22 protein-coding genes are annotated in these 21,488 nt (G+C 67.5%); 6 read left to right on the plus strand and 16 right to left on the minus strand.

All coding sequences use genetic code 11. The features are described 5' to 3' along the window. Window positions 1-34: 34 nt before the first annotated feature. Window positions 35-1,624 carry an FAD-binding protein gene (locus FHU38_RS25980; RefSeq protein WP_167177401.1) on the minus strand — a complete coding sequence of 530 codons (1,590 nt, stop codon included), beginning with the start codon at window positions 1,622-1,624 and terminating at the stop codon, window positions 35-37. A 437-nt stretch (window positions 1,625-2,061) separates the two neighbouring features. Here FHU38_RS25980 and FHU38_RS25985 point away from each other — a divergent pair, with 437 nt between their 5' ends. Then, window positions 2,062-2,862, plus strand: coding sequence for a 2Fe-2S iron-sulfur cluster-binding protein (locus FHU38_RS25985; RefSeq protein WP_449314283.1), 801 nt, complete (start codon window positions 2,062-2,064; stop codon window positions 2,860-2,862). Here the strand turns inward: FHU38_RS25985 and FHU38_RS25990 are convergent. Next, on the minus strand, window positions 2,853-3,452 hold the full coding sequence (locus FHU38_RS25990) for a PaaI family thioesterase (protein ID WP_167177403.1): 600 nt from the start codon (window positions 3,450-3,452) through the stop codon (window positions 2,853-2,855). The two genes, FHU38_RS25985 and FHU38_RS25990, sit on opposite strands and share 10 nt — an antisense overlap. A 177-nt stretch (window positions 3,453-3,629) precedes the next feature. Here FHU38_RS25990 and FHU38_RS25995 point away from each other — a divergent pair, with 177 nt between their 5' ends. From FHU38_RS25995 to FHU38_RS26015, 5 genes are read left to right on the plus strand one after another with little or no spacing between them, the layout of a single operon-like run. Next, entirely contained in the window at window positions 3,630-5,114 is a 1,485-nt protein-coding gene (locus FHU38_RS25995) for an aldehyde dehydrogenase (protein ID WP_167177405.1), read from the plus strand. After that, window positions 5,111-5,863 carry an SDR family oxidoreductase gene (locus FHU38_RS26000; RefSeq protein WP_167177407.1) on the plus strand — a complete coding sequence of 251 codons (753 nt, stop codon included), beginning with the start codon at window positions 5,111-5,113 and terminating at the stop codon, window positions 5,861-5,863. The genes FHU38_RS25995 and FHU38_RS26000 overlap by 4 nt, the downstream gene beginning before the upstream one ends. Before the next feature lie 20 nt (window positions 5,864-5,883). After that, complete coding sequence (locus tag FHU38_RS26005) at window positions 5,884-6,750, plus strand: NAD(P)-dependent oxidoreductase (RefSeq protein WP_167177409.1); 867 nt, start codon at window positions 5,884-5,886, stop codon at window positions 6,748-6,750. Then, on the plus strand, window positions 6,747-7,109 hold the full coding sequence (locus tag FHU38_RS26010) for a carboxymuconolactone decarboxylase family protein (protein ID WP_167177411.1): 363 nt from the start codon (window positions 6,747-6,749) through the stop codon (window positions 7,107-7,109). The genes FHU38_RS26005 and FHU38_RS26010 overlap by 4 nt, the downstream gene beginning before the upstream one ends. Next, window positions 7,106-7,771 (plus strand): class I SAM-dependent methyltransferase, encoded by a 666-nt coding sequence (locus FHU38_RS26015; protein WP_167177413.1) that lies wholly within the window; start codon window positions 7,106-7,108, stop codon window positions 7,769-7,771. The genes FHU38_RS26010 and FHU38_RS26015 overlap by 4 nt, the downstream gene beginning before the upstream one ends. 165 nt (window positions 7,772-7,936) lie before the next feature. Here FHU38_RS26015 and FHU38_RS27605 read toward each other — a convergent pair whose 3' ends face one another. The 14 genes from FHU38_RS27605 to FHU38_RS26085 all read right to left on the minus strand — a co-directional run bounded on the left by FHU38_RS27605 (window position 7,937) and on the right by FHU38_RS26085 (window position 21,458). Next, entirely contained in the window at window positions 7,937-8,206 is a 270-nt protein-coding gene (locus FHU38_RS27605; RefSeq protein ID WP_243852810.1) for a hypothetical protein, read from the minus strand. Between the two features lie 265 nt (window positions 8,207-8,471). After that, window positions 8,472-9,551, minus strand: coding sequence for a prenyltransferase (locus tag FHU38_RS26025; RefSeq protein ID WP_167177415.1), 1,080 nt, complete (start codon window positions 9,549-9,551; stop codon window positions 8,472-8,474). Continuing rightward, window positions 9,538-10,269 (minus strand): class I SAM-dependent methyltransferase, encoded by a 732-nt coding sequence (locus FHU38_RS26030; RefSeq protein ID WP_167177417.1) that lies wholly within the window; start codon window positions 10,267-10,269, stop codon window positions 9,538-9,540. The genes FHU38_RS26025 and FHU38_RS26030 overlap by 14 nt, the downstream gene beginning before the upstream one ends. Continuing rightward, the gene (locus FHU38_RS26035) at window positions 10,270-11,517 is read right to left on the minus strand and encodes a glycosyltransferase family 4 protein (protein ID WP_167177419.1); all 1,248 of its coding nucleotides are present in this window, start codon (window positions 11,515-11,517) and stop codon (window positions 10,270-10,272) included. Window positions 11,518-11,690: 173 nt separating this feature from the next. Further along, a complete protein-coding gene (locus tag FHU38_RS26040) occupies window positions 11,691-12,212 on the minus strand; it encodes a hypothetical protein (protein WP_167177421.1) in 522 nt (173 codons plus the stop codon). Further along, the gene (locus tag FHU38_RS26045; protein ID WP_167177423.1) at window positions 12,209-12,715 is read right to left on the minus strand and encodes a hypothetical protein; all 507 of its coding nucleotides are present in this window, start codon (window positions 12,713-12,715) and stop codon (window positions 12,209-12,211) included. Before FHU38_RS26045 ends, FHU38_RS26040 begins: the two co-directional genes overlap by 4 nt. After that, entirely contained in the window at window positions 12,712-13,965 is a 1,254-nt protein-coding gene (locus FHU38_RS26050; protein ID WP_167177425.1) for an MCE family protein, read from the minus strand. The genes FHU38_RS26045 and FHU38_RS26050 overlap by 4 nt, the downstream gene beginning before the upstream one ends. Continuing rightward, window positions 13,962-15,182, minus strand: coding sequence for an MCE family protein (locus tag FHU38_RS26055; RefSeq protein ID WP_167177427.1), 1,221 nt, complete (start codon window positions 15,180-15,182; stop codon window positions 13,962-13,964). Before FHU38_RS26055 ends, FHU38_RS26050 begins: the two co-directional genes overlap by 4 nt. Continuing rightward, entirely contained in the window at window positions 15,179-16,357 is a 1,179-nt protein-coding gene (locus FHU38_RS26060) for an MCE family protein (RefSeq protein ID WP_167177429.1), read from the minus strand. The genes FHU38_RS26055 and FHU38_RS26060 overlap by 4 nt, the downstream gene beginning before the upstream one ends. After that, window positions 16,351-17,397 carry an MCE family protein gene (locus FHU38_RS26065; protein ID WP_167177432.1) on the minus strand — a complete coding sequence of 349 codons (1,047 nt, stop codon included), beginning with the start codon at window positions 17,395-17,397 and terminating at the stop codon, window positions 16,351-16,353. The genes FHU38_RS26060 and FHU38_RS26065 overlap by 7 nt, the downstream gene beginning before the upstream one ends. Beyond that, entirely contained in the window at window positions 17,397-18,443 is a 1,047-nt protein-coding gene (locus FHU38_RS26070; protein ID WP_167177434.1) for an MCE family protein, read from the minus strand. Before FHU38_RS26070 ends, FHU38_RS26065 begins: the two co-directional genes overlap by 1 nt. Beyond that, the gene (locus FHU38_RS26075) at window positions 18,440-19,801 is read right to left on the minus strand and encodes an MCE family protein (protein ID WP_167177436.1); all 1,362 of its coding nucleotides are present in this window, start codon (window positions 19,799-19,801) and stop codon (window positions 18,440-18,442) included. The genes FHU38_RS26070 and FHU38_RS26075 overlap by 4 nt, the downstream gene beginning before the upstream one ends. Beyond that, complete coding sequence (locus tag FHU38_RS26080) at window positions 19,798-20,658, minus strand: MlaE family ABC transporter permease (RefSeq protein WP_167177438.1); 861 nt, start codon at window positions 20,656-20,658, stop codon at window positions 19,798-19,800. Before FHU38_RS26080 ends, FHU38_RS26075 begins: the two co-directional genes overlap by 4 nt. A 5-nt stretch (window positions 20,659-20,663) precedes the next feature. Further along, complete coding sequence (locus FHU38_RS26085) at window positions 20,664-21,458, minus strand: MlaE family ABC transporter permease (protein WP_167177440.1); 795 nt, start codon at window positions 21,456-21,458, stop codon at window positions 20,664-20,666. Window positions 21,459-21,488 lie beyond the last annotated feature (30 nt).

Here is a 21,488-nt window from a genome sequence, read left to right on the forward strand (position 1 = left end):
AACTGTCCAGATGAAAGTCCAGCGAGGAGTACGGTCAGTCGGCCCCGGCGAGCGCGGCACCCACCCGGCGACCGGAGAACACGCAGTCGGCGATGGAGAGCCCGCTGACGTAGGAGTGTGAGCACACACCCACGGCATTACGCCCCGCGGCGTACAACCCCGGCACCGTCGAACCATCGGTGGCGAGCACGGCGCCGGTGCGCTCGTCAACGGCCAGCCCGCCCAGAGTGATCATCGGGCAGGGGTAGCCCCGCTGAGCGCGAAGCGAACAGTCGAACACGTAGTACGGCCCGCGCTCCAGCGGACGCACGTGGTCGCCGTCCTTCCCCATCCGGTCTGGCGCCCCCGCGCACGCGTCGGCGTTGTAGTCCTCGATCGTGCGCCGCAGTCCCTCGGGGTCGATCCCGGCACGCCGCGCGGCCTCCTCGAGTTGGCCACCCTTGTGGTGTCCGATGGTGAACAGGTAGGTCGCCTGTAACCGCTGGAACCACAGCGTCTGGCTCGGCAGTTGGCGCTTCGCCTCCTCCAGCACCCGGCTGTCGACGACCAGGTAAGCCTTCGCCCCCTCCTGCCGCGCGATGTGGTCGCCGATTCTGGCGCCGTAGTACAGCTCGTTGCAGATGCGCTCACCGGCCGTGTTGACCAGCACGCCCTCCACCAGCGCCAACGGCGGGTTGTAGAAGCGCCACGCGGAAACCCGGTTCATGCAGTCGGTCCTGCCACCGACCGAACGGCCCAGTTCGATCCCACTGCCGTCGTCACCGATCGTGCCCAGCGACGATCCGCCTCGGTAGGCGGGTGCGTGCTCGGAAACCAGTTTCCTGTTGAACACGAACCCGCCCGCGGCGAGCACCACGCCCCTGCGGGCGCGGAACCGTCGCACCTTCCCGTGCCTGCGCTCGATCCGCCTGATCGGCTTGTCCAGCAGTTTGCCGAGCGGACGGTAGTAGATGTTGAGCTTGCGGTTCGACTGCGAAAGCAGCCGGTGAAACAGCCTGGGCAGGCCGTTGGCGAGTTCCCGGCATTCGATGCCGACGACGTGGCCGGACTCGTCGGTCACCAACTCGGTGACCCTGGTCTGGAACCGCACGGCGATATCCCGCTTGGCCACAGCCGAGCGCAATGCCTTGAACAGCACCTTCCCCGACGTTCCCCGCCCCTTGGTGCGGTGACCGCGCGGCGCGGGCGTCGCCTTGTCGCGGAAGGGCGGAGCGAGTTCGTTGCCCGAGTAGTAGAGGTAGTAGTCGTTGGTCGGGTAGGAGGTTTTGCGCGGGGACATGCTGCCCTCGAACGGCACCCCGTTGGACTCCAACCAGCGCAGATTCTCCACGCTCTGCTCGCAGAAGCGGGCGAGTGTCTCCTCCGAGACCACGTCCTCGACCTCCAGCCGCAGGTAGTCGAGCATGGCCTGCGTGGTGTCGGAGTAGCCGGCCCGCACCTGGTGCTCGGTGCCGCCGCCCGCGTACACGATGCCACCGCTGATCTCGGTGGCTCCTCCACCTCGGAACCGGTCGACGACCAGCACCTCCGCGCCACGATCGGTGGCTTCGATCGCCGCACAGGCTCCCGCGCCGCCGAAACCGACGATCACGATGTCCGCCTCGGCATCCCACTGCTCAACCATGAACCGCTCCGCTTCTGGCGACAGGGCAGTCGCCTGAGCCCTTGCCAGCGATCTGGACACCTGTCTGGTCTATAGTCCAGCAGGGTCTTCGAAAGCCCCTGGCCGCCTTCGTCACCGAACCATTTCGCGGCAAAACTGTAACACGTTTCAGTTCATTTCTCGATCTCTGACGAAGCGCGGACAACCGCGAAACCGGAGGTGTCTCGCCATGACTGATTCGGTTCGCCGCCTGCGGGTAGCGCGGGTGATCACCGAGACCGCCGACGCGTGCTCGCTGGTGTTCGACCTGACGGAGGAAGACAAGGAGTGGTTCTTCTACCGCCCCGGCCAGTTCCTCACCTTGTGCGTACCTGCCGAGACCGGCTCGATAGCACGCTGCTACTCGCTGGCCGAGCTCACCGCACGTCGATGCGGACCCCAAGGTGACCGTGAAGCGGGTGAGCGGCGGCACAGGCTCGAACTGGTTGTGCGACAACGCCCGAGCGGGCATGGAGCTGGAGGTGTTGCCACCGGCGGGCAGGTTCACCCCGGAGCGGCTCGAAGGGGATCTCGTACTCTTCGCTGGCGGCAGTGGGATAACTCCGTTGCTTTCGATTCTGAAATCGGTGCTGTTCGCCGGTTCGGGCAACGTCACCCTCTGCTATGCCAACCGCGACGAGCAGTCGGTCATCTTCGCGGCCGAACTCGACGAGTTGCGTGCCCGGTTCGCACCCAGGCTGTCCGTCGTGCACTGGCTCGAATCGAAGCGAGGGTTGCCCGACGCGGCGGCCCTGCGTGAGTTGGTCGACCACGCGCCCGCGACCGAGTGCTTCGCGTGCGGACCCGAGCCGTTCATGCTGGCCGCGAGAACGGCCATGGCCGACCGCGGTCTGGCCCGCGACCGCATCCACCTCGAACGATTCACCTCGTTGTCCGGCAATCCCTTCGCGGGCAGCGATACCCTGCCGCACGGAGACCGGGCGCGCACCGCGCTTGTCGAGGTTGAGCTGGAAGGCCGCACGCGAGAGCTGTGCTGGCCGCAGGGCGCTCGACTGCTCGACGTGTTGCGCGCCGCGGGCCTGAACGCACCGTCGTCCTGCGGCGAGGGTGTCTGCGCCGCCTGCGAGTGCAGGGTGGTGGCAGGCGAGGTGCGGATGGTCGACAACCGGGTGCTCGAGGCCGACGATCTCGAACAGGGCTACATGCTCGCCTGCCAGGCGGTCCCGGTGACGGACGTCGTGCGGATCAGCTACGCCTGAGCCGCGTTCTCGGCTGCTCCATTGCCTCCGTCCAGCAGTCCCTCGACGGTCACCATCACCGCCGAAGCCGTGACAGTGACGGAGCCCTCGGCGCGCAGCTTCGCCGTGGCGTAGACCTTCCTGCCGTCCTTGCCCACGAAGGCGGCCTCGACGTCAAGGTCCTTGTCGAACGGGGTTCCGTGGTGGTACTCGACAGAAAGCGAAACCGTCATGGCAGGCCAGCCCGCACTGGCGACCGCATGGCCGACGGCGTGGTCGAGCACCGCGGCGAGCCAGCCGCCGTGGACCCGACCGGGCGCGCCCTGGTGAACGACGCCGAACCGCACCCGCGCGGTCACGACACCGTCCCCGCCGCCGAACGGCGTCAGCGGCGGCGCGAGCGGGTTACCCGCCCCCTGGACGGGATTGTGAAAGGTGAGTGACCGCACGTCCGAGCCAGGACCACTCGTCCGTTGCGCGTTGAGGGAAGCCGTCACCGACCTGATCCGCTCGGTGGCCACTGCCAGCTGCTGCTCGTCGGCACCGGTGCACACAGCTACCTCGATGAGTCGCCGAATCTCCTCCGCCAGCAGAGCCTGCTGTGTCGTCATTGCCCGACCACTCCATCAACTAGAACAGGTTTCACATCGTCAGGCGAGAATATCTTGCGTGACAAGCGACGCAATGCCCTAGCCTCGAAGAACTCGTTCTACCGACTAGGACCCTTGCGGGGCGCGAATGGCCAGACTAGAGTCTGGACACATGTCCAACACGATGAGGAGACTGCCATGAGCCTCTGGCCCACAAGCGCGTCACCACTTCTCGTCGACGGCTCACTGGAACCCGGCAACGCGGGATCGTTCGAGACGATCAACCCTGCCACCGAGGAGGTTCTTGGCACTGCGGCGAACGCGGACAGTTCCGACCTGGACCGGGCGATCACGGCGGCGCGGCGGGCCTTCGACGAGTCCGGCTGGGCGCGCGACACCGAGTTTCGCGCGCACTGTCTGCGCCAACTGAGCAGGGTACTCACCGAGCACAACGAACGGCTTCGCGAGATCACGGTCGCCGAAGCGGGCGTGCCGGTCGCGCTGACCCACGGACCCCAGTTGGACATCCCGGTGGCCGATCTGGCGTGGTTCGCCGACTTGGCGACCTCCTACGAGTGGGTCAGCGACCTCGGCAGAGCCGAACCGATGGGCATCCCGACCCACCGAAGGATGCTGCGGGAACCCACCGGAGTGGTCGGCGCCATCACGCCGTGGAACTTCCCGCACCAGATCAACTTCGCCAAGCTCGGGCCCGCACTGGCCGCCGGCAACACCGTGGTGCTCAAGCCCGCTCCCGACACCCCTTGGTGTGCCGCCGCAGTCGGTGGGCTGATCGCCGAACACACCGACATCCCGCCCGGCGTGGTCAACATCGTCACCTCGCGGGACCACGCGCTCGGCGCGCAACTCGCCGAGGACCCCAGGGTGGACCTCATCTCGTTCACCGGGTCAACCGCCACCGGTCGATCGGTGATGACAACCGCGGCGCAGACCATCAAGAAGGTCTTCCTCGAACTCGGCGGCAAGTCCGCGTTCGTCGTGCTCGACGACGCCGATATCGCCTCCGCCTGCGCGTTGGCCGCGTTCACCGTGGCGACACACGCCGGGCAGGGGTGCGCGATCACCACCCGGCTGCTCGTGCCGAGGACCCGCTACGCCGAAGCGCTTGAGGCAACGGCGTCGGCGTTGAACGGCATCAAGCCCGGCCCTCCCGATGACCCGGGCACCATCTGTGGTCCTGTCATCTCCGCGAAGCAACGGGATCGGGTGGAGGGCTACCTGCGGCTCGCCCGCGCCGAGGGCGGCGAGATCGTCTGCGGCGGCGACCGACCTTCCGGACTCGACAACGGCTTCTACGTCGAGCCGACGCTGATCGCGGGCCTGCCCAACACGTCAAGGGTTGTGAGGGAGGAGATCTTCGGGCCGGTGCTGACGATCCTGCCGCACGACGGCGACGACGACGCCGTGCGCATCGCCAACGACTCGCCTTACGGGCTGTCCGGTTCCGTTTACGGCGGTGACCTTGACCGGGCGCGCGAGGTCGGCACGCGTATCCGCACCGGAACGCTGAGCATCAACGGCGGTGTCTGGTACTCGGTCGACGCGCCGTTCGGCGGTTACAAGCAGTCCGGAATCGGCAGGGAAATGGGCGTGGCCGGGTTCGAGGAATACCTGGAGACCAAGCTCGTCGCCGAGCCCGCGGGAAAGGAAAAGCAGGGATGAGCCGCTTCGAAGGCAAGGTCGCGATCGTTACCGGAGCCGCACAGGGGATCGGCGAGGCCTACGCCCGCGCGCTGGCGCGGGAAGGCGCGAGCGTGGTGGTCGCCGACCGCAACACCGAGGCAGGCAATCGAGTCGCCAAGCAGATCGTGGCGGACGGCGGAACCGCCGCCTGCACCGAAGTGGACGTTTCTCAGCCGGAGTCGGCGGCGGCCATGGCCGCCTTCGCGGTCGAGCGATTCGGCGGCATCGACTACCTGGTGAACAACGCCGCCATCTACGGCGACATGAAGCTGGACCTGCTGCTCACCGTGGACTGGGACTACTACAAGAAGTTCATGAGCGTGAACCTCGACGGCGCGCTCGCCTGCACGCGGGCGGTCGCACCCCACCTCACCGCACGCGGCGGCGGCGCGATCGTGAACCAGTCGTCCACGGCAGCGTGGGTCTACTCCGGCTTCTACGGGCTCGCGAAGGTCGGCATCAACGGGCTGACCCAGCAACTCGCGCACGAACTCGGCGGTTCGAACATCCGGATCAACGCCATCGCACCAGGCCCCATCGACACCGAGGCGACCAGGACCGTCACGCCGAGCAAGCTTGTCGCCGACATGGTGAAGGGCTTCGCGTTGAAGCGCATGGGCACGCCAGGCGACCTGGTGGGAATGTGCCTGTTCCTGCTGTCCGAGGAGGCGAGCTGGATCACCGGCCAGATCTTCAACGTCGACGGCGGCCAGGTCGTGCGGTCCTGACCGAGGAAGGGAGCCAGCAAATGAAACCCGTCGGCTTTATCGGGCTGGGTCAGATGGGCGCCCCGATGGCACGCACGCTGCTCGACTGGCCTGGCGGCCTCGTCGTGCACGACAGCCGCCAGGAAGCGATGCTGCCGTTCACAGAACAGGGCGCGAAGGCCGCGGGCACCGCCGAGGAGGTGGCGCGGTCCGCCGAGGTTATCTCGATCATGGTGCTGGACGATCAGCAGGTAGAACAGCTCGTGGCGGGCCCGCGAGGGCTGCTGGATACCGCGGCGCCTGGCACCGTGATCGCGGTGCACTCCACGATCAGCGACACCACCGCGCAGCGCCTTGCCGAGACCGCCAAGGGCACCGGAGTGGAGATCGTCGACGCGCCGGTCAGCGGAGGCGCGGGCGGGGCCGCACAGGGCAGGCTCGCGACGATGGTCGGAGCCTCCGAAGCCGCCTTCGCGCGCTGCGAGGAACCATTCCGCCGGTGGGCCGAGCTGGTCGTCCACACCGGAGAGCCGGGATCGGGAACCCGCGCCAAGCTCGCCCGCAACCTGCTGCACTTCGTCGCGTTCACGGCCGCGGCCGAAGCGCAACGGCTGGCTGAGGCGGCCGGGATCGATCTGGTGGACCTGGGCAAGGTGGTCCGGCACTCCGACTCGGTGACCGGGGGCCCCGGCGCCATCATGCTTCGCTCCTCCACCGCTGCGCTGGCCCCCGACGACGACTGGTACCCGATCCTGACGCATGTACGCGACCTCGGCGAGAAGGACCTGCGGCTGGCGCTGGACCTGGGAACGCGGCTGGGCGTCGAGCTTCCGCTCGCCGGGTACGCACTGGAACACTTCGCGGAAGGTCTCGGCGTGGCCGAACGGACGGAGGAAGGCACCCGATGAGCGACAAGCGCAGCCGTGGGCTGGACATGATGCGCAAGGTCTACGGCTGGGAATTCAAGGACGGTCCCGGTGACTTCTTCGCGGCCACCGTCGACCACCTCTTCGCCGACATCTGGTCGCGGCCCGGCCTCTCCCTGCGCGACCGCCGCCTGCTGCTACTGGGAGCACTCGCCGCGCAGGGCCTCGACGACGTCGCCGACATCCAGGTCCAGGCCGCGCTGCGCAACGAGGAACTCACCGGAGAGGAACTGAAGGAAGCCGCGCTGTTTCTCACCCACTACGTCGGCTGGCCGCTGGGCACCAAGTTCAACATGACGGTGGAGAAGCGCGTCGGCGAGCACGAGAAGTCCGGCTCATGAGCGCCCCGACCGCTCGAATGCCCGAGGAACTGCTGGCACACGCCGTTCGCGCCGCTGGCTTCATGCCCACCGAGGAAGGGCTGGCGCTGTACGAGGCGGCCGTCGAGCACCTCGCGGGCGGAGTCGCCGTCGAGATCGGGAGCTACTGCGGCAAGTCAACTGTCTTCCTCGGCGCGGCCGCACGCGAGTGCGGTGGCCGGATCGTCACCGTCGATCACCATCGCGGCTCCGAGGAACACCAGCCGGGCTGGGAGTACCACGACCCCACGCTGGTAGACCCGCACACCGGGCGCCTGGACACCCTCGGCGCCTTCCGGCGCACGATCGCCGACGCCGGGTTGGAGGACCACGTCGTGGCCGTCGTCGGGAGTTCACCTGCCGTCGCGGACTTCTGGCGAACCCCGCTTTCGATGCTGTTCATCGACGGCGGCCACAGCCAAGCTGCGGCCGACGCCGACCTCGACGGCTGGGCCCCCTGGGTCACCGAAGGCGGGGCGCTGGCGATCCACGACGTGTTCCCCGATCCACGCGACGGAGGAAGACCGCCGTACAACATCTACCGCCGCGCGCTGGCAGGCGGTCAGTTCACCGAGGTGTCGGCCACCGGCTCGCTACGCGTGCTACGCCGAGTCGCCGGTCAGCCGGGCACACCGCTGGCGTAATCCTCGCCCCAGATGCGGGTTCGAAGCAGTCAGCGGGCGGCGAGCTGCCAGGTGTGGTCGATGCCGGGCTGGTCGAACCAGACGGTGTGCGCGTCGGGTGTCACGGTGAGCCCGAAGGATTCCCAGCCGGGTCGGCCGAGGTCGGCCCAGGTGCGATGCGCGTGTTCAACCAGGTGCCAGAGCCGCCGTGGTCCGCCTTCGGCACCTGTCGATCTCCAGCACCCGCGCCCCGTCGACGGGTTGCAGGGCTTCGATCATGCGGGGCGTCAGCCCTGGCTGGATCGACGACGGCAGCACCGCCGTAGAACCCTCCGCGGTCGAAGCGAGAGTGGTGATCAGCGCGGCATTGGTGTAGACCACTGAAAGGTCGTCGGCGCAGGCGCGTTCGACCCAGCCGCCGTCCGGGGTCTGCTGGTGAAAGTTGGGGACGAACACGTGCCGAGGAACAGTCCGGACCGCCTCGGCGAGACGGGGGTCGGTGAGCTGCCCGCCGCGGCCAGCTCATTGGCGAGCCGTGCGGCAAGTGCTTCCCAATCGAGGTTCGTGGTCATGCTGGTCATGGGCGTCCCGTTGGCTGTGTGAGCAGTCCAGCCATGGCCGTGGTGATCGGCGCCCCGGTCCGGGCTTCCGGCCACCCGTAGTGGCCGGAGCTGTTCGACTCAAGGAAACACCCGCTGCCTTTTCGAGCAAGCCCCGCCGGTCAGCCGGGAACACCCGTCGCGTAGGCCTCGCCCCTGCAACGGCAGCCCTCGGCGTCGACGGCCATGCCCTTCGGCAGGTCGTCCGCGCGGAAGATGCGGCAGGCGGGTGTCGTGGCCGAGAGCGCGTCGGCGGCCAGGATCACGGCGGCTCCGGTCCAGGTGGTTCGCTCCACCGGCCAGCGTTTGCCGTCGGTGTAGACCAGGCCGGTCCAGTAGGAGCCGTCCTCCTCCCGCAGGTGCTGCATCGCGGCGAACAACTCGTGCGCACGATCGGTCTCACCGATCGCGTCAAGGCTCAGCACCAGCTCGCACGTCTCGGCTCCGGTGACCCACGGCCGGTCGTCGACGCAGCGGGCACCGAGACCGTCGACGACGAAGTCACCCCACCGCTCGCGCAGCCGACCACGCGCCTGCTCGCCGCGCACGGCACCACCGAGCACCGGGTAGTACCAGTCCATCGAGTAGCGACCCTTGTCGAGGAACACCTCGGGGTGGCGGCGCAACGCGTGCCCGAGCCTGCCGAGCGCCAGTTCCCACTCCGGCTGTTCCACACCGACATACGCGGCCAGCGCCAACGCGCAGCGCATGCTGTGGTGAATGCTCGAACACCCGGTGAGCAGCGCCTCCCGCTCACCGCCGAGCCAACCGATCTGCCCGGTCTCGCCCTGGAACCGCAGCACGAAATCGATCCCGGCACGCACCGACGGCCACATCCGCCTCGCGAACGACTCGTCCCCGGTGAGCAGCACGTGGTGCCACACACCGACGGCGAGGTAGGCGCAGAAGTTGGTTTCGGCGGCGGCATCCACCACGCGACCACGCACGATCTTCGCCGGCCACGAACCGTCCTGCCGCTGGGTCCGTCGCGACCACTCGTACGCTGCCTCCGCCTCCGCGAGCAGGCCCGCACTCGCCAGCGCCATCGCCGACTCGACGTGATCCCACGGATCGACGTGCCCGCCGCTGAACCACGGGATCGCCCCAGTTGGCTCCTGCTCGCGAGCGATCGACCGTGCCGTGGCGACGACCTCGTCGGCGGAGAGCACCCCCGCGACGGCGGGAGGCTCAGCGGCCGACAACCGTAGCCTCCTGCTTGACCAGGTAGAGCACCAGGCTCTTGCCGAGCAACGGGTTGAGGAGCCGTTCCGCGGTGCGGGTGACCAGCGGCGCCCGCATCATGTCCCACACCAGCATTCGGTGATACGCCTTCGGCAGCGGGTGATCCTCTCGATCCACCCCGACGGCGCACTTGAGCCACCAGTAGGGCGAGTGCAGCGCGTGCGCGTGATCCCTGCCGACCCGGCGCAGGCCCGCCGCCGCCAGCTTGCCGAGCAGTTCACGTTCCCGGTAGATCCGCACATGCCCACCCTCGACCTCGTGGTAGGCGTCGGAAAGCAGCCAGCAGACCCGCTCTGGCAACCAGCGCGGAACCGTGACCGCGACCGTCCCTCCCGGCCGCACCACCCTGGCGAGCTGCCAGATCGCCTTGTCGTCCTCCGGGATGTGCTCGAGGATCTCCGAGGCGATGACGCAGTCGAACGACTCGTCGGCGAACGGCAGTTCCAGCGCGTCGCCGGGCACTGTTCGCGCGGCGGCACCATCGGGCGCCTGGCCCTCACTCGCCATTGCCTCGAACATGCTCGCCACGTTGGCCAGTTCCGGCTCGTCCTGGTCGAACGCGACGACGTCAGCCCCACGGCGGTAGGCCTCGAAGGAGTGCCGCCCCGCGCCGCAGCCCACGTCGATCACCTTGCTGCCCGGCCCAACCCCGATCCGGTCGAAGTCAATCGTCAGCATTCAGTTCACCGCACCCTCTCGTCGCGTCCGCTCGATCGAATCGGCATAACAGTCCACAGTAGACTCGGCGACCGATCTCCAACTGTAGCGTTCGACCGCTCGCCTCCGGCCCGCCTCGCCGAGCCTGCGGCGCTGCCCCGCGTCGTCGAGCAGCCCCGCGAGTCGCTCCGCCAGCGCCTGAGCGTCTCCTGGCGGCACCAGGTGGGCGCACTGCCCTTCCTGCCCGACCACCTCGGGCAACGCGCCTGCCCTGCTCACCACGAGCGGCGTGGCGCAGGCCATCGCTTCCACCGTCGGCAGCGAGAAGCCCTCGTAAAGCGAGGGGACGCAGGCCGCCTGCGCGGAGGCCAGCAGTGCGGCAAGTTCGGCGTCGTCGATTCCGGTGACGGTGCGCACGATGTCCCCGATACCGAGTTGCTCGATCAACCGTTCCGTCGGCCCGCCAGCTGTCAACCTTGTAACGAGGACCAGCTCGACCTTGCGCTCGGTGCGCAGCTTCGCGGTGGCCTCCAGCAGGTGCCGCACGCCCTTCAACGGCACGTCGGCGCTTGCCACCGCCACGATGCGGCCGTCGACCCTGGGGGACACGGTGGGTTTGAACAGTTCGGTGTCCACGCCAAGCGGAATGGTGCGAATCCGCTCGGGCGGCACGCGAAAGTCCTCGCTGATGTCGGCACTGGACGCCGAGGACACGGTGATCAACTCGGGGATCCTTCGCGCGACCCGCGCCTGCATCCGGACGAAGCCGTACCAGCGCCGCACAGCGAGCTTGCGCCACCACTTCGCCGCGGCGAGATCGGCGACGCGGTCCCTGGTGATCGGGTGGTGCACGGTCGCCACCAACGGCAGGCCCGCCGCACGCAACCGGAGCAGCCCGTAGCCAAGGCTCTGATTGTCGTGCACGATGTCGAAGTCCCGCGCGCGCTTACCGAGCAATCGTGCCGCGCGAATGCTGAAGGTCAGCGGCTCCGGAAAACCCGCCGTCCACATAGTGGCAACCTCCAGCACATCAAGCCAGTCGCGAAACTCGCTGGGGCGTGGGGTGCGGAACGGATCGGTTTCGCGATAGAGATCCAGGCTCGGCACCTCGGTGAGCTTCACCGCTGAATCGAGCTCGGGATAGGGCTGGCCGGAGAGGACCTCCACCTCGTGTCCCAACTCGGCAAGACCCCTGCTGAGCTGCCGGACGTAGACTCCCTGCCCGCCGCAGTGCGGTTTGCTCCGGTAGGAAAGCAGCGCGATTCGCACGATGTACCTCTCTGGCGCTTTCGCCGAAAAATAAATTGTTTCCCATACCCCCTCAGGGCGTTAAAATACACTCCTTTCCGAAAAGGCGACCCTGCCAGGCTAGAATTCGTTCTCGCCTGGCACAACCATCGGTCGAGCATAACGACCTCGATGTGACGAAAAACAATTCCAGCTCATACGGCGGCGAGTCGGGAGAGCTTCCATACCCCGTCGACCCTGCGTGCGACGACATCAAGGCACGCCGACGTGGACCGCCTTGGCTTGCCGTCGTCGGCGATGGTCTGCTGGTCGACGAAGACGAGCAGGTGGGCGCGGTCGGGCGAAAGGCTGCGTACCCCGACAGCGCGGATGGTGCTGGAGCGTACGAGCCGCTGCTGAAGCGCCTGCTTGCTCGCCTCGGCGAAACGGGAGCGATACTGCTCGACGGCCGCGTCGACAAGGGCGTCCCGCGCGGCTCTTTCGGTGCGCCCTAGATCTCGGAAGCTGTACGAGAAGATGGCCTTCACCGATTCGCCCACCTGGCGCGACACCTCGGCGGTGGCCGCCTCGTCGGCTAGCGCGGCGTTGCCCTCGCGCACCGCTTCGGCCCGCAGCGCGGACCAGACGGCGCCTGCGCCCGCCAGCACGGTGATCGCGGCGAGAACGGCGAGCCAGGTCGCCGCCCTGGCGTGGTCGCGGTTCTCCTTCCCCTTCATCGCTGTGCCTGCACCGACGAGATCTTCCAGCCGCCCTCGGTTCGCCGTAGCTCGGCGAGCAGCGTGCTGCGCTTGTTGGTGCGCTCGCCGCCGTCCGTGGCGACCTCGACGTTGAGCACGGCCAGCATAGAAGCCCTGCCAGCCTGGATGTCGAGCGCCGAGAGCGCTCCGTGTCGGACCTGCGCCGTAGAGCTGATCCGGCGCTCGCGCGCGCGCTCGATGTGCGATCGACGATCCTTGCGGAACTCCTCGCTCAGTGAGCCCTCCGTTACGTTGATCCACGCGTCCACATCGGACCCGGCGGTGCCGTGGTCGATGGTGTAGAGCCTGGCGAGGCCCTCAGTACCCGCCTGCAACGCGGCGTCGCGGTCGTCGGCCCTGCGGGCAAAGTCGCTGTGTTCGGCACTCCACCACGACCAGCCGAACCAGGCACACGCCAATACAGCCACCACCGCCAGTGCCGCGAGTGCGGCGCGCCACCGGTTGCCGCCCGGCACGCTCACCCTCCGGTTCCGAGCAACGTGTCGAGCCCGACGCGCTCGCTCGACCCTGGCGCCGCTTCGAGCAGGCCGGGAAGCGACCGCCGGGAGTCGGCACGCCGGTCGTTGCCCGATTCCTGGTCCGGCTGGGGAACCTCGACCGGTTTCCCGCCGTAGGGCGCGTTCTGCGAGCCACGCACCGAGATCGGGCTGCCCGGTGGCTCCGCGCAGTAAGCCTCGGTGTTGGCTGGGATCTCGGCGGTTTCGTTGGCGGGCCTGCGATGCGTGCCTTCGTAGCCCTTGGTGCACGAGGGCGGGTTGAAGAAGTTCACCACGAACCCGATGTGACCTTCTCCGTTGGACGAAACCGACTTCGAGAACGCGCTCACCACGGGGAGCGCGACCATCATCTGCTCGACGGAGTCCGTCCGGACGGTGGCGATCTGGGTTGTCGTCAGCAGGTTCGCCAGCACCACGCTCGCGCTCGTACCGGAGTCAGCGAGGAACTTGTCGACCTCGGCCGCGAGCAGCGGGGCCTCGTCGATCACCTTCCGCAAGTCCGGGTCGGCCTGTTTCAACTCGGCCGCGATGTCGTTCAGGCCCTCGGCGATCGAACGGATTCGACCGCCGTTGTCTCGCTGGGTGTCCAGCACGACTCGGCCGTTCGCGAGCAGACTCTTCGTTTGTGGCAGGTTCCGCTGTGCCGTCGCTGTGAACGCGCTGCCGGAGTCGAGTAACCGCCGAAGGTCGGGTCCGACATCGGCGAAGGCGTCGTAGGTCTCGTCCACCACGGTGCCGAGCGATTCGGAGTCCACACTGGACACCAGGTCGTACAGGTTGGCAAGCAACTGCTCCGGCATGACCGGGGTCTGGGTGCGGTCCTGGCTGATCACCGAGCCTTCCCGCAGGTAGGGGCCGCTGCCGGTGCGCGGCCGCAAGTCGACATACTGCTCGCCGACCGCGGAGCGGTTGGCCACGACCGCGTCGGTGTCCGCCGGTATCTGCGGGCTGTCCTCATCGATGTCCAGATCCAGCGTCACACCGTCGTCGGTGAGGTGCAGCTGCCTGACCTTGCCTACCGTCACACCACGGTAGGTCACCTCCGCGTTGGCGAAGATGCCGCCGGACGACGCCAGTTCCACCCGCACCAGGTACCCCCGGCTGTCCACGAGGCGATCGAGGCCGGCGTACTGCGCGCCCGCGTAGCCGACCGCCAGCACGGAGATGATCGCGAAGGCGACCAGGAGCAGCTTGTTCTTGCCGGTCAGTGTCATGGCGTCCCTCCGAGAAGGCTGCCGAGGAGATCGCCGAAGCCACCGGCTCCGCTCGCTGTCCCGCCCGGCGAGCCCCCGGATGGGGGCAGTGGCAGGAAAGGCCCTTCGCCAGAGTCGCCACTGCGCTGCCGCGCGGCGTCGTCGCCGCCGGTGTCGGGCTCGCTGCCGTTGCCGAGGAACTCCATGGGCATCCCCGCGTTGAGGATGTTGCGCAGCATGGTGTCGAGATTCATGTCCAGCCGAACCTTCACGTTGGCGTAGTCGCCTCGCACGATCGACCCGGCGAAGTGCGGCAACGGGTAGGTGGGCAGGATTCGTAGTGCCTCGGGCAGGTCGGAGCCCGACTCGGCGAGCTTGTCGAGCACCGGGCCGAGCGACTCGAGATTCGCGACGAGTTGCTCGCTGCTGCGGTTGACGACGCGCGCGCCCACCCTGGACAGCTCCTCCAGTGAGGAGAGCATGCCGACGAGCTGCTCACGCTGCTCGCTGACCACCCCCAGTCCCGGCTCAAGCTGCTCCAGCGCGGTGACCAGATTGCCCTCCTGCGCGACGAGCGTCTCGGAGAGCCGGTTCATCCCGTCGATGGCGCGCACGATCTCGCCACGCTGCGAGTCAAGTTCGGCGGCAAGCCGGTCGGCCCTGGTGAGCAGGGCACGGAACTCGGCGTCGTTGCCCGCGAGTGCCTTGTTCAGCTCCCGGACGATCTCGCGCAGTTGCTCGACGCCGCCGCCGTTGAGCAGCAGCGAAAGCGCGCCGAGAACCTCCTCCACCTCGGGGTTGCGGCTGGTGCGCTGTAACGGGATCGTGGCACCGTCGCTGAGCCTGCCAGTCGGCTGCTCGCCGGTGGGGGCGCTGAGTTCGACGAACTTCTCGCCCAGCAGGCTCGACTGCCTCAGCTCGGCACGGGCGTTGGCCGGAAGCTGGACGTCGCCGCGCATGGTGAGTTCCACGACGGCCGACTTGGAATCCTGGGCCAGGTCGATCCGCTGCACCGTCCCCACGGTCACGTCGTCCACTTTGACCGAGGACTGCGGTACGAGGTCGAGCACATCGGTGAACTCGACCCGCACTCGCACCGGGTCGTCTCCGACGTCGGCCCCACCCGGCAGCGGTGCGTTGTACAGCCCGGTGAACCCGCCGTCGGTGCACCCCGCCAGCAGCAGCGCCACCCCGAGCAGCGCGGCCAGTTTTGTCCTGAGTCTGCTGGTCACGGTCACGGCGCCCCCGCGGTAATCAGTGGTAGCGGCAACGGTGGCAGCTCACCGGTCTGGATCGCGTGCAGCAGCTGTGAAACCGGCGGGATCTTGGTGGTGCCGTCCACGACCGGCGCGAGCACCTCGCAGAGCTTGTTCAGCGACTCCGGCACCTGTTGCGACGACGCCAGCTTCACGAGCCTGCATGCCGTGGTTACCAGCGGATTCGTCAGCTCGTTGGCGTTGTACCTGATCGCGATGCTGCCGGAGTTGGCGTCGTAGGTGTTGATGAAGTTGGTCAGACCGGTCGGCCCGACATCGAGAGTCTCGGCCAGCGAGGCGCGTTCATCCACGAGCACCTGGGTGAGACTCGCCAGCTTGTCCACATTGGAAGTGAGTTGGTCACGGTTGTCGGTGACGAAGCGTTTCACGTCCCCGAGCGCGGACCCCAGCGACGACAGCGCGGCCGAAACCTCGTCGGACTCACCGGCGAGGAACCCGCTGACCTGGTCGAGGCGGGCGTAGAACTCCTCCAGCTGGGCCTCGCTTCGCGCGAGGACCTCGGTGAAGGAACTGAGGTTGCGCACCGTCGAGAACAGGTCGCCCTTTGAACTGTTCAGCGTCTCGGCCAGTTCGGACATGTGCGTGATCGTGGTGTTGAGGTTCTTTCCGTTGCCCTCAAGGGATTCGGCCGCCGCATCGAGCACCCGCGAAAGCGAGCCGTCGGAGTTGGCGCCCTTCGGGCCCAGCGTGGTCGACAACTCGTCAAGCGTGCGGTACAGGTCGTCGATCTCCATCGGCGTGGCCGTACGGTCGAGGGCGATCGTGTCTCCCGAGCGCAGCCGAGGCCCACCGTCGTAGGGTGGCGTCAGCTGGACGTAGCGGTCGCTGACGAGGCTGGGCGCGACGATCACCGCGCCCGCGCTCCTAGGCAGCGGCACGTCGTCGGCCACGGTCATGTCCACCCTGACCCGCTGCCCCTCGGGAACTACAGCGGTGATCTCACCGACCTCGATACCGAGCACCCGAACCGACGATCCCGGGTAGAGGCCGACCGCCTTGGTGAAGTAGGCGGACAGCCTCGTACCGGCACCGTCGCCAAAGGCCCACCACAGCGCACCGGTGAGCACCAGCACCACGACGGCGGCCGTGGCGACCCATCGGTAGGTCCGCCGGGAAGCCCTGCTGTCGATCACCATCGGCCGCTCCTCACACCCTGGTCCGGCGCGGCGATCGTCGGGTCGCAGCCCTGTGGGTTGTACTCGGCGCCGCCCGAATTGATGGTCGGCGGGAGCATTCCGCAGATGTAGCCCTCGAACCACCTGCCGTTGCCGGTCACGTTCACGCCGGTCCTTGTGAACGGCCCCAGCAGGTGCAGCGTCTGCCGCAGGTTGTCCCGGTTGCGCTGCAACATGTCGGTGACCGAGTCCAGTTTGTCCAGCGCGGGACGGATCGCCTTCTCGTTGTCGCGAACCAGACCGGTCAGCTCGGCCGACACCCGCTCGGCACCCCGCAGCAGCGCGTCGATGGCCTGCTCCCTGCGTTGCACCTCGGCCAGCAACTGATTACCGAACTCGACGATGTCGCGTAGCTGCTCGTTGCGCGAACTCAGTGTCCGCGTGACCCGGCTGGTGTTGGACAGCAACTTGGCCAGCTCCTGGTCCCTCGACGACACCGTCTCCGAAAGCGCCGAGAGGCCGTTGAGCGCGTCGGTCATCGGCTTCGACGTGCCTTGCAGTGTGTCGGCCACGACGTCGAAGCTCTTCGCGAGCTGCTGGGTGTCGATGTCCTCGACAGCGGTTGACAGCTCGTCGAAGGCGTCCTGGAGCTGGAACGGGGTCCTGGTTCGTTCCACCGGGATCGGCTCGTTCGGGTCCTGCGGCGAGTCGCCCCTCGGCACAAGTGCCAGGTACTTGTCGCCCAGCAACGTCTTGATCTCGATGGAGGCCGTGGTGCGGTCGCCGATCCTGCTGGTGTCGAACGAGTCGATCGAGAAGGTGGCGAGCACCCTCGTGCCGTCCAGAACCACCTCGTCGACCTCGCCGATCTTGACACCCGCGACCTGAACCTCGTCACCGGGCTGCAGTCCCGCCGACTCCGCGAAGTGAGCGGAGTAGGTGGACGAGTTGTTGAGCAGCGGGATCTCGTCGAGCTGGTAGGCGACCACCACGGAGAGCACGATCAACACCAGGCTGACGAGCCCGACGGTAGCTTGGTTTCGCTCCTTGAGAGGTTTCATCAGACCTTGCACCTCTCTGGCTGCTGCGTGCCGGGCAGCGGCAGCACCGGCACGGTGACGTTGAGCGACTCGATTCCGATCGTGCCCGACAGCCCGCACAGGTAGTAGTTGAACCAGCTCCCGTAGCTGGTCACCCTGGTGAACTTCCGCATGCTGGACGGGAGATCGTTCAGGATCGTGGCGAGCAGGTCCTCGGCGTCGCGCAGGTTTCCCGCCAGCCTGTTCAGTCCGTCGATGTCGCGCTTCAGCGGCGGTCGAGCGTCTTCGAGCAGGCCTGCGGTGACATCGGTGAGCTCTGCCAGGCCGGAAACCGCTTCGCCGATGGGTTCGCGTTGCCGCGCGAGGCCGGACACCAGCTGCTGCGTCGTGTCTACGAGTTGCCCGAGCTGCGGTGAGCGCTGGTTGACGGTGTCGAGCACGGAGTTGAGGTTGTCGATGACCTTTCCGATGACCTCGTCGCGATCGGCCACGGTCGTGGTGACCGACGCGATGTGTGTCAGCAGGCTGCGCACCGTGCCACCTTCGCCCTGCAGGACACGGATGAGCTGGTAGGAAAGCTGGTTGACCTGCTCGGGTTCCAGCGCGCGCAGCAGCGGGCGGAACCCGTTGAACAGCGTGGTGAGATCGAGCGCGGGTTGGGTTCGCTCCAGCGGGATCGTGCCGCCGGCAGACAGCACGGAGTCACCGGCGACGTTGGTGCCGAGTGAGAGGTAGCGCTGGCCGACCAGGTTGCGGAACTTCACCGTCGCTGTAACCAGTGCCGGCAGTTCACGCCCCTGCTCGACCTGGAAGGTCACCTTGGCCACGGTGCCCCTCCCGTCGTCACCTTCGACGGCATCGATACCGGTGACCTGACCGACCTTCACCCCCGCGATTCGCACGTCGTCACCGACGTGCAGGCCCGAGGCACTGCTGAACCGTGCGGTGTAGCCGGAGGCGTTGCCGAAGTTCGCGTTGGCGATCGTCGCCGCGAGCACCGCGGTCAGCAGCATGGTGACCACCGTGAACACGCCCATCTTGAGCAGCGCCGGAACGAAGCTCCTCATCGGACCTCCACGGTGGCGCCCCGGTAGAGGGGTCCTAGCAGCAACGACGACCACCCTGGCGCGTCGCCGGGCGCGATACCGGTTCCCGGCGACTGCAGCAGCGCGATCAGTTCCTGCTCGGCGCGGGAGTTGGCTACCAGCGGAACACCCGCCGACGTGGACCCTCCGCCTGAGGAGAACGGCACGTCCAGCCCCTGAACCGGCCCCGGCAACGGGTCGTCGAACTGGGTGCCCGGGTGCGTCGAGCCGTCACGCACGGGGCCGTCGGGCGGGTACTGCGGCCACTTGCCCGGTGGGGGTACCTGCGGGTAGCAGCGGGGGCCTCGCTTGTCGAGGTACTTCGGCTCGTCGACCCCGGGAAGGTACTTGCCACGATTGGAAGCGATGATCTTGATGACGACGTGGTTCATCTGGTCGCCCTTGTACCCGAACGCGGCCTTCGCAGCGGGGATGCTGGCCGCGAACTGTCCGAACATGCACGGGTACTGCGGGGCGTACTTCTCGAGGATGTCCAGCACCGGCTGCGCGGTGGCGGTCAGCCTGATGAGGTTGTTCTCGTTGGCGTCGAGGAAGCTCGCCAGGTTGACCGAAGCGCTCGACACGCTCGTGTAGAGCGTGTTCAGCCGCTCGCGCTTCTCGAGCAGGGTCCGTGTTGTGGTGGTGAGGTCGGACATCGCCTCCAGGAATTCGGGGGCGGCTTCGTTGTACACATCGGACACATCGGCGAGGCCGGTGATGTCCGCCTTGATGTCCGGCAGCGCAGGGTTCAGCTCACCGAGGTAGTGCGACAGCCGTACCAGCGTCTCGCCGAGCCGTTCCCCTTGCCCGTCCAGCGCCGTGGACACCGCGTTCAGAGTGCTGGACAGCTTCTCAGGGCGCACGCTGCGCAGCAGCGGCAGCACCTCGGAAAGTACCTGTTCGACCTCCACCGCCTCGGCGCTGCGGTCCTGCCGGATCACGTCACCCGCCTGGATGTGCCCGTCGCCGCCCCCGCTCGGCGGCTGCAACGCCACGTAGCGTTCCCCGAACAGTGTCTTCGGCACCAACCGCGCCGACACCGCCGCCGGAATCACCTCGACCTTGCGCGGGTCAAGCGCCAACCGCAACGTCGCGCCGCTGCCGGAGGACGACACGGTGCGGACCTCACCGACGCGCACGCCCCTGATCTTGACGTCGGCACCGTCCCGCAGTTGCGTGCCGATGCGGTCGGTCTTGAGCTGCACCATCACGACGTCGGCGAAAGCCTTGTTGTACACCGCGACCGTCGTCGTGATGAACAGTGCGACGACGACCAGGAACACCAGGCCCAGCAGTTGGTGCCACAGCCTGCGCAGCAGCAGCCGCCTCGTCGTGCTCATCCGGAGATCCTCACGGTCGTGGTCGCCCCCCAGATCGCCAGGCTCAGGAAGAAGTCGAGCACGGCCACCAGCACGATGGAGGTCCGTACCGCGCGGCCCACGGCCACACCCACTCCCGCGGGACCGCCGCTGGCGGTGAAACCGTAGTAGCAGTGGGACATGATGACGATCGTGCTGAAGATCAGCACCTTACCGAAGGACCACAGCACATCCTCCGGTGGCAGAAACAGGTTGAAGTAGTGGTCGTAGGTTCCCGCCGACTGGCCGTACATCCAGATGGTGATCTGCCGCGACGCCAGGTAGGACGAAAGCAACCCGACGGCGTACAGCGGGATGACGGCGACAACGCCCGCGATGACACGGGTGGTGACCAGGTACGGCAGGCTCGGCACGCCCATCACCTCGAGCGCGTCGATCTCCTCGGAGATCCGCATCGCACCGAGCTGTGCGGTGAAACCGCAGCCGACCGTGGCCGAAAGCGCCAATCCCGCCGAGAGCGGCGCCACCTCCCTCGTGTTGAAGTACGCCGAGATAAAGCCGGTGAGCGCCGCCGTGCCGAGCTGGTCCAGCGCGGCATAGCCCTGAATGCCGACGATGAGGCCGGTGAACAGGGTCATACCGATCATCACGCCGAGGGTGCCGCCGATGACCGCGAGTCCGCCCGTGCCGAAGATGACCTCCGTGAGCAGCCGCAGCGTCTCCTTGCCGTACCTGCGCAGCGTCCTCGGCACCCAGACCAGGGCGCGAACGTAGAACAACAGCTGGGCGCCGAGCCCCTCCAGTGACGCGCCGGGGCGCGCGATGATCTCCAGCGTACGGTCGGTTGGTCCTGACCCGCTCTGCCGCGTGTTCGACATCGGCCTCACAAGGCCTTCGGTGGCACGATCTTGAGGTAGATCGCGGTGAGCACGACATTGATCAGGAACAGCAGCAGGAACGTGATGACCACCGCCTGGTTCACTGCGTCACCAACGCCCTTGGGCCCGCCCGAGGGGTTGAGCCCGCGAAACGCCGCCACCACACCGGCGACGAACCCGTAGATGAAGGCCTTGAGCTCGCTGATCCACAGGTCGGGAAGCTGAGCCAACGCGTTGAAGCTCGCCAGGTAGGCACCCGGCGTACCGCCCTGCAGCACGACGTTGAAGAAGTAGCCTCCCAGCACGCCGACCACGCTGACAAGGCCGTTGAGCAGCACGGATACCACGATCGCGGCCAGCACCCTCGGCACGATGAGCCGCTGGATGGGATCGACGCCGAGCACCTGCATGGCATCGATCTCCTCGCGGATCTTGCGTGCTCCGATGTCGGCGCAGACCGCACTCCCACCCGCTCCCGCCACGAGCAGCGCGGTGATAAGCGGGCTCGCCTGTTGCACGATGGCGAGCGCGCTGGCCGCACCGGTGAACGACTGAGCGCCGATCTGCTGTGTCAGCGAGCCAAGTTGCAGCGCGATCACGGCGCCGAACGGAATCGCCACGAGTGCGGTAGGCAGGATGGTGACGCTGGCGAAGAACCAGCACTGCTGGATCCATTCGCGCCACTGGAAGGGCCTGCGCGGGATCGCCCGCAGCACCTCCCACCCGAGTGTCGAGAGTCGACCGACCTGGGTCAGCGCTCGAACGCCCGGCACAGGTGGAGAACCCGTTGCCGCACCCATGCAACCTCCGTAACGCTCACCCTTGAACGT

It is taken from the genome of Saccharomonospora amisosensis (assembly GCF_011761185.1).
GTDB classification, from domain to species: domain Bacteria; phylum Actinomycetota; class Actinomycetes; order Mycobacteriales; family Pseudonocardiaceae; genus Saccharomonospora_A; species Saccharomonospora_A amisosensis.